This is a genomic window from Nonomuraea rubra (assembly GCF_014207985.1).
Lineage (GTDB): Bacteria > Actinomycetota > Actinomycetes > Streptosporangiales > Streptosporangiaceae > Nonomuraea > Nonomuraea rubra.
The window spans coordinates 5,912,575-5,924,776 of record NZ_JACHMI010000001.1; the positions used below are offsets into that span (position 1 = coordinate 5,912,575).

At 72.8% G+C, this 12,202-nt stretch carries 9 protein-coding genes; 5 read left to right on the top strand and 4 right to left on the bottom strand.

Annotated elements, in window-relative coordinates:
• Position 1: 1 nt before the first annotated feature.
• Genes HD593_RS26820 through HD593_RS64520 form a run of 3 tightly spaced genes read left to right on the top strand, consistent with a single transcriptional unit; the run spans position 2 to position 3,985 of the window.
• Entirely contained in the window at positions 2-1,210 is a 1,209-nt protein-coding gene (locus tag HD593_RS26820) for an oxygenase MpaB family protein (protein WP_185104841.1), read from the top strand.
• Positions 1,207-3,522, top strand: a complete 2,316-nt coding sequence (locus HD593_RS26825; RefSeq protein WP_185104842.1) for a molybdopterin cofactor-binding domain-containing protein — start codon at positions 1,207-1,209, stop codon at positions 3,520-3,522. Before HD593_RS26820 ends, HD593_RS26825 begins: the two co-directional genes overlap by 4 nt.
• Positions 3,515-3,985: a (2Fe-2S)-binding protein gene (locus HD593_RS64520; protein WP_185104843.1), complete on the top strand. Its 471-nt coding sequence runs from the start codon at positions 3,515-3,517 to the stop codon at positions 3,983-3,985. Before HD593_RS26825 ends, HD593_RS64520 begins: the two co-directional genes overlap by 8 nt.
• 56 nt (positions 3,986-4,041) lie before the next feature.
• On the opposite strand, the gene HD593_RS26835 is transcribed toward HD593_RS64520, so the two are convergent.
• Positions 4,042-5,190: an acyl-CoA dehydrogenase family protein gene (locus HD593_RS26835; RefSeq protein WP_312903722.1), complete on the bottom strand. Its 1,149-nt coding sequence runs from the start codon at positions 5,188-5,190 to the stop codon at positions 4,042-4,044.
• Positions 5,187-6,980 (bottom strand): AMP-dependent synthetase/ligase, encoded by a 1,794-nt coding sequence (locus HD593_RS26840; RefSeq protein WP_185104844.1) that lies wholly within the window; start codon positions 6,978-6,980, stop codon positions 5,187-5,189. Before HD593_RS26840 ends, HD593_RS26835 begins: the two co-directional genes overlap by 4 nt.
• 174 nt (positions 6,981-7,154) lie before the next feature.
• Here HD593_RS26840 and HD593_RS26845 point away from each other — a divergent pair, with 174 nt between their 5' ends.
• A complete protein-coding gene (locus HD593_RS26845; protein ID WP_185104845.1) occupies positions 7,155-8,339 on the top strand; it encodes a TetR/AcrR family transcriptional regulator in 1,185 nt (394 codons plus the stop codon).
• Here the strand turns inward: HD593_RS26845 and HD593_RS26850 are convergent.
• Together HD593_RS26850 and HD593_RS26855 are read right to left on the bottom strand one after the other, a co-directional pair.
• Positions 8,330-8,992: a TetR/AcrR family transcriptional regulator gene (locus HD593_RS26850; protein ID WP_312903724.1), complete on the bottom strand. Its 663-nt coding sequence runs from the start codon at positions 8,990-8,992 to the stop codon at positions 8,330-8,332. The genes HD593_RS26845 and HD593_RS26850 overlap by 10 nt on opposite strands.
• 42 nt (positions 8,993-9,034) lie before the next feature.
• The gene (locus HD593_RS26855) at positions 9,035-10,237 is read right to left on the bottom strand and encodes a cytochrome P450 (RefSeq protein ID WP_185104846.1); all 1,203 of its coding nucleotides are present in this window, start codon (positions 10,235-10,237) and stop codon (positions 9,035-9,037) included.
• 180 nt (positions 10,238-10,417) lie between these two features.
• On the opposite strand from HD593_RS26855, the gene HD593_RS26860 reads away from it, so the two are divergent.
• On the top strand, positions 10,418-12,190 hold the full coding sequence (locus HD593_RS26860) for an ATP-binding protein (RefSeq protein ID WP_312903726.1): 1,773 nt from the start codon (positions 10,418-10,420) through the stop codon (positions 12,188-12,190).
• Positions 12,191-12,202 lie beyond the last annotated feature (12 nt).

Consider the following 12,202-nt stretch of genomic DNA (forward strand, 5'->3'; position numbering starts at 1 on the left):
CATGGCGGAGCTGAGCAGGCGCAGGATGCTGATCTCGGGGGGTGCCCTCGGGGCGATGGGAGCGCTGGCGATGGCGTCCCCCGCACACGCGTGGACCTGGTCACCGCAGGGCTCGATCGCGGGCGCCGGCGCCGGAGCGGACCCGCGGTGGGTGTGGGACGAGGAGGCCGATCAGCTCCTCGCCTCGCTGCTCGATCGCGGTGCCATCCCCGAGGTCAACCGCCTGCTGTGGGACTGGACCCGCAACGACCAGCCGTTACCCGACGGCCTGCCGGCGGACCTGCGCGACTTCATGGAGCGCGCCCGGCAGCTCCCGTCGTGGGCCGACCAGGGCAAGCTGGAGGTCGCGGCCCAGTTCAACAAGGCCAGGGGCGTCTACCTCAACCTGTGCAACGGCGTGGGCGGCGGCATGCTGGCCACCGCCATCCCCAACGAGGCCCGGGCGGTCTACTACTCCAAGGGCGGCGCGGACATGGAGGACCGCGTCGCCAAGACCAGCATCTTCGGGTTCGCCGTCGGGGCGCTGAACGCCTACCGGCCCGACGGCACCTGCGTCGTCGAGTGCGTCAAGACGCGGCTGGTGCACGCCGCCGTACGGCACCTGCTGCAGCAGTCGCCCCACTGGGGCGGCGACATCCCGATCAGCCAGGAGGACATGCTCGTCACCTGGCACACGCTGCCGACCTTCGCCATGCGCAAGATGCTCGAATGGCAGGTCCCGATCAGGGCCGCCGAGTCGGCGGCGTACCTGCACGTCTGGCAGGTGACCGCGCACCTGCTCGGCATCAGGGACGAGTACATCCCGGCCACGTGGGACGCGGCCAACGCCCAGTCGGACCAGATCCTGCCCCGCAACATGGGCCCGACGCGCGAGGGCGTGGAGCTGACCGACATCCTGCTGAGCCAGCTCGCCGAGCAGACCAGCCCGCTGAGCGTCAGCCGGCCCCTCTGCAACGCCCTGGCCCGATACCTGGTCGGTGACCAGGTGGCCGACTGGGACGGCATCCGCCGCGAGCCGATCTGGGACCCGCTGATCAGGTCCCTCTGGCCGAGGCTGGTGAGGTTCCGCGAAGGGCTCGTCCCGCTGCCGCTGGTCCCCGAGACCGCCTGGATCATCGACGAGGCCGTGCGGCGGTACATCCTGTTCTTCCTCACCAAGGGACAGGAGACCAAGATCGAGATCCCGACGGCCAACCGTCCGGGCTCATGACCGGACCCCACGGCGGCGCGCCGGACGAGGGGATCGGGCGGCGGCGCTTCCTCGGATACGTGGTGGCGGCCCCGACCCTGGTGGCCGCCGCCGAGCTCGTCCCTCCGGCGCCGCCCGCCGCCGCGGCGCCGGCGCCGGCGGGGCTGCCGGAGCTGACGGAGTTGCTCGACCTCAACGACGTCATGACGGCCGCCGCGCTGCCGACCTCGGCCCTGATCTCGGTCGAGGTCCGCCCCGACGGCACGGTGGCGTTCGCGCTGCCGCGGGCGGAGGTGGGGCAGGGCATCACCACCTCGACGGCCATGCTGATCGCCGAGGAGCTGGCCGTGCCGCTGGAGCGGGTACGCGTCACGCTCGCCGACGCCCGCCCCGAGCTGCTGTTCAACCAGCTCACCGGCGGCTCGAACACCACCATCTCGACGTACGTCCCGATCCGGGTGGCCGCCGCCATCGCCCGCGACCGGCTGCTGGCGGCCGCGGCGGCCGAGCTCGGCACGCCCGTCACCGGCCTGACAATGAAGGCCGGGATGATCAGCGACCGCTCCGGCCGCACCATCGACCTCGGCGCGCTGGCCGAGAAGGCCGCGAGCACCCGCACCCAGCAGGTGTCGGTACGGCTGGCGCCGCGCGAGAGCTTCACCGTCATCGGCCGGCCGCACAACCGCGTGGACGCCCGGGACGCGGTGACCGGGCGCAAGAAGTTCACCATGGACCTCGACATCCCGGACGCCAGGCCGACGATGGTGTGCCGCCCGCCGACCATCAACGGCAAGGTCGGCTCGGTGGCCAACCTCGCCGAGGTCCGGGCCATGCCGGGCGTCACCGACGCCGTGGTGATCTCCACCGGGGTGGCGGTGCGCGCGGAGACGTTCGGCCAGTGCATCGACGCCGTACGCGCGCTGAAGGTCACCTGGAGACCCGGCACCACGGCCGGCAAGTCCGACGAGAGCGTGCTGCGCGAGCTGCACGCCGCCGAGCTGCCGATGGGGCTCAGGCCGCCGACCCCGGTCGTCGAGGGCGCGTTCACGTTCTACTTCCGCAGCAACAGCGCCCTGGAGCCCAACTGCGCGATCGCCGACGTGCGGGACGGCCGCGCCGAGATCTGGTCGTCGCTGAAGTCGCCGATCGTCGCCCAGCAGGCCATCGCCGCCAAGCTCGGCCTGCCCGTCGGCAAGGTCACCGTGCACGTCACCGAGGGCGGCGGCTCGTTCGGCCGCAGGCTCTTCTTCGACGCCGCGCTGGAGGCCGCCGAGGTGTCCCAGAAGCTCGGCAAGCCGGTCAAGCTCATGTGGCACCGCGCCGACGACTCCCGCCAGGGCCGCACCCACCCCATGGCCATCTCGCGGGTCCGCGTCTCCTACCTCGGCGACACCGTGCTCGGCTACAAGCAGCGGCACACCAGCGTCTCCACCGACCTCGGCCACGGGCTCGGCGAGATCTTCACCGCGCTCGCGGCCCGGCTCCCGGTGGGCGACATCGGCTTCTCGCAGACGTTCTTCCACCTCAGCCAGGCCATGTCCTACGACTTCGGCATCACCAGCCGGCTGCTCGCCGAGACGGACAAGAGCTTCAACACCGGCAGCATGCGCAACGTCTACTCGCCCGACGTGACCTGCGCCCGCGAGCTCATCGTCGACCAGCTCGCCGCCCGGATGGGCAAGGACTCCTACCGGTTCCGGCACGACTTCCTCGGCGACGAGCGGTCCAGGGCGGTGCTGGCGAAGGTGGCCGAGGCCGGCGGCTGGGGCCGGCCGATGCAGCCGGGCACCGCGCAGGGCATCGCGTTCCACGCCGAGTACAAGTCGGTCAGCGCCTGCCTGGTGGAGATCGACTGCCGGCCCGAGACCGTCAACCGGCCCATCCGCGACGGCGTGGGCGGGCCGCGCGTCACCAAGGCCGTCTTCGCGGTGGACGTCGGCCTGGCCGTCAACCCGCGCGGCCTGGAAGCGCAGATGATGGGCGGCATCATGGACGGCATCGCGCTCGCCCTGACCTCCAGCCTGCACCTGCGCGACGGGTACTTCCTCGAGGCGAGCTGGGACAACTACTTCTACACCCGCCAGTGGAACGCCCCGCCCGACCTGCGGATCATCGTCATGCCCAGCACCTCCGACCAGCCGGGAGGCGCAGGGGAGCTGGGGGTCGCCGCGTCGATGGCCGCCGTCGCCTGCGCGTACGGCCGGGCGACCGGGACGATGCCCACCAGCTTCCCGATCAACCACGGCACGCTCTCCTTCACCCCCAAACCCACCGTCCCGCCCATCCCGCCGTCGCCCGCCGACGGCCTGAACGGAGGAGGGGCGAGTGCCTGAGCACACCTTCCGCGTCAACGGCGAGCAGGTCACCGTGAACGTCGCCGACGACGTGCGCCTGCTGTGGGTGCTGCGCGACGTCCTCGGCATCACCGGGCCGAAGTACGGCTGCGGCATCAACGTCTGCAAGGCGTGCACCAGCCACCTCAACGGCAAGGCCGTCAACCCCTGCGCGATCCCCGTCGGGGAGCTGCGGCCCACCGACGAGGTCACCACCATCGAAGGGCTCGCGACCGGCGAGGACCTGCACCCCATGCAGCAGGCCTGGCTCGACCACGATGTCGCCCAGTGCGGCTACTGCCAGCCCGGCCAGATCATGGCCGCCGTGGCGCTGGTCGAGCGGGTCGCCGCAGAGGGCCGCGCGATCACCGACGAGGACCTCGACGGCATCCGCAACATCTGCCGCTGCGGGACCTACTTCCGCATCCGCGAAGCCATCAGGGCGGGGGCCGCGAACATGTGAGAGGGAGTGCCCCCTGGACCGGGGGCACTCCCTCTCAGAGGCCGTAGGGCTTGCTCTCAGAGGCCGTAGGACTTGCCGATGATGTCGCGCTGGATCTCGCTCGTGCCGCCGTACACGGTGGACACCACCGTGGAACGCAGCAGGCGCTCCATGCCGTACTCGACGGCGTAGCCGTAGCCGCCCATCATCTGCATGCCGTCCAGCGCCAGGGCCTTGGCCAGCTCCGTGGCCTTCAGCTTGGCCATCGACGCCTCGCGCGGCAACATGCGCTCCGGCTCGGCCTCGATCCGCCGCGCCACGTCGTGCACCAGCAGCCGGGTGCACTCCAGCTCGGTGGCGTGGTCGGCGAGCCGGTGCCGCAGGGCCTGGAAGCTGCCGACGGGGCGGCCGAACTGCTTGCGCTCGCGTACGTAGGCCACCGTGTCGTCGAAGACCCGGCGCGCGGTGCCCAGCATCAGCCCGGCCAGGATCATCCGCTCCAGGTTCAGGCCCGCCATGAGCTGCCGCCAGGCCTGGCCGGCCTGGCCCACCACCGCGTCGCCCGGCAGGAAGCAGTCGGTGAAGTAGAGGTCGTTCACCTCCCGGCCGCCCATCGTCTCGATGCCGCGCACCACCAGCCCGTCGGCCCCGGCCGGCACCGAGAACATGGTGAGCCCGTCGTGCCTGTCACCGGACGCGGACGTGCGCGCGACGAGCAGGATGTGCTCGGCGAGGTGCGCGTTGGAGCACCACGTCTTCTGGCCGTTGATCACCCAGCCGCCGTCCCCGCGCTCGGCCCTGCACGCCAGCGCGGCCACGTCGGAGCCGGCGCCGGGCTCCGACATCGACACCGCCAGCACCTTCCCGTGCAGGAAGTCGCCGAGCACGCGGCGTTTCTGCTCCTCGGTGCCGAACTTCTCGTAGGAGGCGGCGGTGATCGCGGACGTGGCGAACCCGCCGATCGGCACCTGCCAGTAGGCCGTCGTCTCCAGGAAGAGCAGCAGGTCGACCATGCTCTGGCCGGCGCCGCCGTACTGCTCGGGCACGGCCACGCCCAGCCAGCCCAGCTCGGCCATCTTGCCGTACAGCTCGGCGTTGTGCGGCTCGGTGCCGCCGTCGGTCAGCTTCAGCCACTGCTCGCGGGTGCCCGCCTCGCGCCGGCAGAAGTCCTCGATCGCGGCCACGAAGTCGCGCCGCTCGTCGGTCATGGTCAAGGTCAAGGTCACGACCCTTCCGCGTAGAGTTCCTCGATCACCTCGGCGTAGCGCCGCTCGATCACGCGCCGGCGCAGCTTCAGCGACGGCGTCAGCTCCCCGCTCGCCGGGCTCCATACGTGGTCGAGCACGCGGAACGCCTTCACCTGCTCGGGCCGCGACAGAGCCGCGTTCGCCCGCTCGACGGCGGCCGTCACCTCCGCGAGCACGCGCGGCTCCGCCGCCAGCTCCTTCAGCTCGACGGCGGCCAGGCCCTGGGCGGCGGCCCAGGCATGCGCGGCCTCCTCGTCCAGCATCAGCAACGCCGTCAGGTACGGGCGGCGATCGCCCACCACGACCGCGTAGCCGATCAGCGGGTGCGCCCGCAGCAGCGACTCGACCGCGCTCGGCGCGATGTTCTTGCCGCTCGACGTGATGATCATTTCCTTCTTGCGGTCGACGATCAGCAGCAGCCCGTCCTCGCCGATCCGGCCGATGTCGCCGGTGGCCAGCCAGCCGTCCGCGTCCACCACCGGCTCGATCCGGCCGTCCCGCTGGAGGTAGCCGGGGAACACCAGCGGCCCGCGTACCAGGACCTCGCCGTCCTCGGCCAGCCGGAGCTCCATCCCCGGCATGGGCAGGCCGACCGTGCCGGCCCGGTAGCGGTCGGGGAACGTGCTGGTGGCCGCGCCCGTGGTCTCGCTGAGGCCCCACACCTCCATGATCGTCATCCCGAGGCTGCCGAAGAACTCCAGCACCTCGGCGGGGATGGGCGCGGCTCCGCTGCCCAGCCGGACCGCCTCGGCCAGCCCGATCCGCTCCCGCAGCGGGCGCAGCACCGCCTGGTCGGCCCGCTCCAGCGCCGTGGCGAGCTCGCCCGGCAGGGGCGCGCCGGTGGCGCGGATCCGGTACGCCTCGGCGGCCAGCTCCCTGGCCCGGCCGACCGCGTCGCGGGCGGCGCCGTCCAGGCCGGACAGTGCCTGCTGTAAGCCGGCCGCGAACTTCTCCCACACGCGCGGCACGCCGAAGAACGCCTGTGGCCGCACCCGGGTCAGCGTGGCGAGCAGCCGGGTGGAGTCGGCGCAGATCGTCACGTGTCCCGCGGTGTAGAGCGGCAGGTAGATGCCGAGCACCCGCTCGGCGATGTGGGCGAGCGGCAGGTACGCGACCGTCCTGGGATGCGGGGGCGCCGGCTGGACCAGCTCCTGCAGCGCGCACTGGTAGAGCACGTTGCGATGCGTCAGCACCACGCCCTTGGGGTCGCCGGTCGTGCCCGAGGTGTAGATCATCGCCACCGTGTCGTCCTGGCCGGCCTCGGGCTCGGTCTCGGCGGCCTCGCCGGGTCCCGCCGCGAGCAGCCCGGCGTAGCTCTGGTGGCCGCCGCCCGCATCCTGCACCACGACGACGCCCTTCAGCGCGGGCATCGCGGCCAGCGCGAGCTCCCAGCGCGCCAGCTCGGCCGGGCCTTCCAGCACCACCACGCTCGCCCCGCTGTGCACGGCGACCTGCCGGATCTGCTCGGGGCTCAGCGTCGCGTACGTCGTGCACGGGATCGCGCCCAGCTCGACCGCGGCCAGGTCGACGACCCAGTGCTCAGGGCGGCTCGACATGCCGATGAGCATGCGCTCGCCGCGCCGCAGCCCCAGCGCCCGCAGCCCGTTCGCCGCGGCCCGCACCCGTTCGTGCAGCTCGCGCCAGGTCCAGGTGCTCCCGTCGGCTCCGGTCAGCGCGGGCAGCCCGCCGTACTCGTCGGCGTTGCGCCGCAGCAGCTCCGGCACCGTGTGCGCCCCGAGGGCCGCGCGCACGTCCTCCTCCGTCACCATCGAACGCTCCCTTCGCCTGGCCTTGAGCGCGTCCATCAGAACCCGAACATCGTTCTACTGTCAACGGATCCGAATCACGACTTACTTATTTTCTTGTTTACCCAGTTAGAAGCATTGTCACGATCTGATAGAGGCCGATTCTCCGGTCACCTGACGGCCGGTTACACTCGGACGGTGCCGATCACCCAGCGCCGCAGGCCCAAGGATCGCAAGGAGACCATCGCGCTCGTCGCCGCCGAGCTGTTCTGCGCCCGCGGCTACCACAACGTCGGCATCGAGGACATTGCCCAGGAGATCGGCGTCACCGGCCCGGCGATCTACCGGCACTTCCCGAACAAGCAGGCCGTGCTCGCCGCCGCCGTACAGGAGCTGGGCCTCCGCTTCGCGGAGTGCGTGCGGTCCGGCGCGGACGAGGCCGCCCCCGCCGGCCGCCTGCGCGCCGCCCTGCTGGCGCTCGTCCGCTACACCCTCGACAGGCGCGCCGTCGCGCGCCTCTACCAGTGGGAGGGCCGCCATCTGGAGCCCGGACGGCGGGCGGTGCTGGCCGCACCGTTCGACGGCGCCGTGCGCACGCTGCGCGAGCTGCTGCTGGACTCCCGCCCCGGGCTGGCCAGGCAGGACGCCGCGCTGCTGATCTCCGCGGCGCTGAGCGTGATCGCGAGCCCCGCCACCCACCGCGCGAGCCTGTCCAGGACCAGGGCCGAAGGCACGCTCCTGGACTGCGTCGCCGTCCTCGTCGGCGCGGACCTGCCCGCGCCACCCCGGCAGGCGTCCCCGCGCGAGCACCAGCCGGACCGGTTCGCCCTGCTGCCCCGCCGCGAGCGGCTGCTCGCCGAGGCGATCCGGCTGTTCCACGAGCGCGGCTACCACCAGGTGAGCATCTCCGACATCGGCCAGGCCGCCGGGATCAACGCCTCCAGCGTCTACTCGCACTTCGCCAGCAAGGCCGAGCTGCTGGCCGCCGCCTACTACCGGGCCACCAGCCGCCTGGAGCACACGACGGCCGCCGCGCTCGCGGGTGCGGGCACGCCCGCCCAGGCCCTGGGCCGGCTGATCGACGCCTACGTCGAGACCACCTTCGCCCAGGCCGACCTGGCCGCCGTCTACCTCTCGGAGAGCGAGAGCCTGCCGCCCGCCGACCTGCGGCGGCTACGCGCCGCCCAGCGGCGGCACGTCGACACGTGGACCGGCCTGGTCGCCCAGGTCCGCCCGGGGGAGGTGCCGTCCGAGATCCGCTTCAGGACGCACGCCGCGCTGAACGTCGTGAGCGACCTCGCCCGCTCCGCCGGCCCGTCGGCCACCGAGGAGCGCACCGCCGCCCTGCTCCGGCCGCTGCTGGGCCTGCCCGATCAGCCCTGAGGGGACCCGCCGCCGGGGGAGGCGGTGGAGGGGGCCAGCCAGAGGCCGGTCAGGGCGTCGACGAGGCCGGTCGCGGTGGCGTCCCAGGTGGTGCGCGCGGCTGGATCGCCCTCGTTCAGCGCGCGCTCCCGCTCGGCCAGCGCGTGCACCAGCAGCAGGCGGCACAGGCCGGCCCGCTCCTGGCGCACCTGCTCGGGCAGGCCGGGCAGCAGGCGGAGCATGCCGTCGAGGGTGGCCCGCATGGACGGGGTGCCGGCGGACTCGTCGATGACGATCTGCCGCAGGGCGGGCACGGTGGTGATCTGTGCCATGCACTGGGCCCGCCGGCTCGCCGGGCCGAGCGCGTCCAGGTGCTCGGTCGCCGGCCGGACCAGGCAGGACACCCAGTCGCGCAGGTCGCCCGAGCCGCCGATCTCCTCCAGCAGCCGCAGCCGCCGCTCCTCCAGCGCCGCGGTGTAGCGGTGGACGATCGCCCGCACCAGATCGGCCTTGGTGCCGAAGTGGTAGCCGACGGCGAAGTGGTTGCCCTGCCCCGCCGCCTCGCTGATCCGGCGGTTGGACACCTCGCCGACGCCGTGCTCGGCGAACAGGCGCTCGGCGGCGTCCAGGATGGCCTCGCGGGTCCCGCGAGCCCGCCCGGCCGTGCTCACCACCTGCTCACCCTGCTCACCCTGCTCACCCTGCTCACCGCCTGCTCACCACCGCACCGGGACCCGCTCCAGCCCGCCCACGATCAGGCCCTCGCGGCGCCGCAGCTCGCCGGCGGGGACGGCCAGCTCCAGCGCGGGCAGCCGGTCGAGCAGCACCTTGAGCACGGTCTGCAGCTCGGTACGGGCCAGCGCCTGGCCGATGCAGGAGTGCGGGCCCGCGCCGAAGGCCACGTGCGGGTTCGGCGACCGGTCCAGGCGCAGCTCGCCCGCCCCCTCGAACTGCCGCTCGTCCCGGTTGGCCGAGGCCATGCTGCAGATCACCGTGGTGCCGCCCGGCAGCCTCTCGCCCGCCACCTCCACCTCCTCGCTGAGATAGCGGGGCATGCCGAAGCCGGGATTGGCGTCGAAGCGCAGCGCCTCCTCCACCGCCGGGCGGACCAGCGTGCGGTCGGCCAGCAGCGCCTCCCACCGCGTACGGTCGGCGAGCAGCATCGCCACCATCTTGCCGATCATGTTGGCGGTCGTCTCGTGCCCGGCCACCAGCAGGCCCTTGGCGGTGCCCAGCATGAGCTGCTCGGTCAGCCGCCCGTCCAGGCCCGCCACCATCGCCAGCAGCTCGCTGATCAGGTCGTCGCCCGGCTCGGCCCGCTTGGCCGCCACCAGCGCCACCAGGTAGCCGTCGAACTCGGCCTGGGCGGCGTCGATCTCCTCCTGGCCGAACCTGGTCATGCTGAGCATGGTGTCCGACCAGTACGCGAACTTCTCCCGGTCGGAGCCCGGCACCCCGAGCAGGTCGCAGATGGCCCGCACCGGCAGCGGGAAGCCCACCGCGCCCACCAGGTCGGCCGGCGCCCCCTCGGCCGCCATCCGCTCGACCAGCTCCACCGCCATGGCCTCGATCCTGGGCTGCATCGCCATGACCCGCTTGGCGGTGAACGCCTTGCCCACGAGCTGCCGCCAGGCCCGGTGCTCCTCGCCGCTCATGCTGCTGCCGCCGCTGCCGAACACGCCGCCGGACTCGTTGGCGGTCACCCGGGCGGCGCCCGGCGCGTCGAGCTGCCGGGTGAAGCGCGGGTCGGACAGGACCTGCTTGACGTCGTCGTAGCGGGTCAGCAGCAGCGCCCGGTCGCCGCTGGCCAGCCGGATGGGGGCGATCGGGCACCCGTCGCGCAACCCGGCCCACTCCTGCGGCGGCTCCAGGGCGGCGGGGCTGGGGAATGGGTAGTGCGGCACCTGCTCGGCGGTCACGCGGCCTCCAGAGAAGTAGATCGATCACATCTAAGCCAGCCCGCTTAATCGAGTCAACCGCCCTTGATCGGCTGTTCCCGGCGGGCGAAAACGATCAGTCGAACCGGCCGAGGAACTTTTCCCCGATAGCTAGGATTCAGCGGAAGGACGAAAAGACACCCCTGGGGCGGGAGCGCACTTGTGATCGAAAAGGCGGAGGTGGTGGCTGACGGGGCCGCCGCGTCGGGAGACGCGATCGGCCGGGTCCTCGGCACCCAGGCCGCCTCGCCTCTGTCGTTCTGGGTCGGCCTCGAGCCCGGCCGCGTCGTCCAGCTCGACGACGTGGTGGTGACCAGGCGCGACACGCCCGGCTTCGGGCCGGTGCTGGTCGCGGGGGTGGTGTCGGCCGTCGAGGCCAGGCACGAGGGGGCCGCGTTCGACTCCGACGTGTTCCTCATCGCCGACGGCGCGCTGCCCGCCGCCGTCGTCGAATGCGCGGAGGTGCGCGTCACCAGGGTCGAGCCCGAGGTGTTCGTCCCGCCGCTGCCCGGCGCGCTCGCCTACCGCGCGCAGGCAGGCGACCGCGACCAGGCGCTCTACTTCGACGTCATGGACCGGCGCATTCCCATGGGGCTGGGCCGCGACGGCCGGCCGATGTACGTGAATTTCGATTTCCTCGACGGCACCCGCGGCGCGCACGTGTCGATCTCCGGCGTTTCCGGAGTGGCGACGAAGACCTCGTTCGCCACATTCCTGCTGTATTCCATTTTCACCTCGGGAGTGCTCGGCGCGGAGGCCGCCAACACCAAGGCGCTGATCTTCTCGGTGAAAGGCGAGGACCTGCTTTTCCTCGACCACGCCAACACCCGCCTCGACGCCGCCGCCCGCGCCCGGTACGACCGCCTCGGCCTGCCCGCGGCGCCCTTCGGCAGCGTCCACGTGTTCGCCCCGCCCCGCCCCGGCGACCCCAACGGCGTGCCGAACGTCCAGGCCAGGACCCGGGCGGTCAGCGCCTACTACTGGACGCTGGCGGAGTTCTGCGCCGAGGAGCTGCTGCGCTTCGTCTTCACCGACGCCGACGACGAGCGGGCACAGTACTCCCTGCTCGTCGGCCAGGTGGCGGCCCGCCTGCAGTCCTGGGCCGAGCCGGCCGGCGACGGGGGCGCGGTCCGCGTGCGCCGCCCCGACGGCGAGGCGGGCCCGGTCTGCCGCACGTTCGGCGACCTGGTCGACTTCGTTGCCGGGCAGCTGTCCGACGAGGGCACCCGCGCCGCCTGGACGGGCGCGCCGACCCCGCTCGGCACCGTGAACGCGTTCCTGCGGCGGCTGCGCAGCGCCGTGCGGCCGCTGTCGCCGATCATTCGCGGCGACCTGCCCCGCGGCCGGCCGCACTCGATCGGCACCTCCGACGCCCAGGTGTCCATCGTGGACCTGCACAACCTGCCCGAGCGGGCCCAGCGGTTCGTCGTCGGCGTCACGCTGCGCGGCGAGTTCTCCCGCAAGGAGAGCGCCGGCACGGCCAGGCCGCTGCTGTTCGTGGTGCTGGACGAGCTGAACAAGTACGCGCCCCGCGAGGGCGAGTCGCCCATCAAGGAGATCCTGCTCGACGTGGCCGAGCGCGGCCGCTCCCTGGGCGTGATCCTCATCGGCGCCCAGCAGACGGCCTCCGAGGTCGAGCGGCGCATCGTGGCCAACTGCGCGGTCCGCGTCGCCGGCCGCCTCGACCCGGCCGAGGCCACCCGCCCCGAGTACGGCTGGCTCCCCGCCACCGCCAGGGAACGTGCCACGATCGCCAGGCCCGGCACGATGTTCGTGACCCAGCCGGAGATCCCCGTGCCGCTCGCGATCACCTTCCCGTTCCCCGCCTGGGCCACCCGCCCTGCCGAGGCGGCGCCGCCGCCCGCCACCGTCTCGCGCGGCCCCGACCCCTTCACCGGCCTGCCCGGCGCCGACGACGACATCCCTCCCTTTTAAGGACGCTGGTCC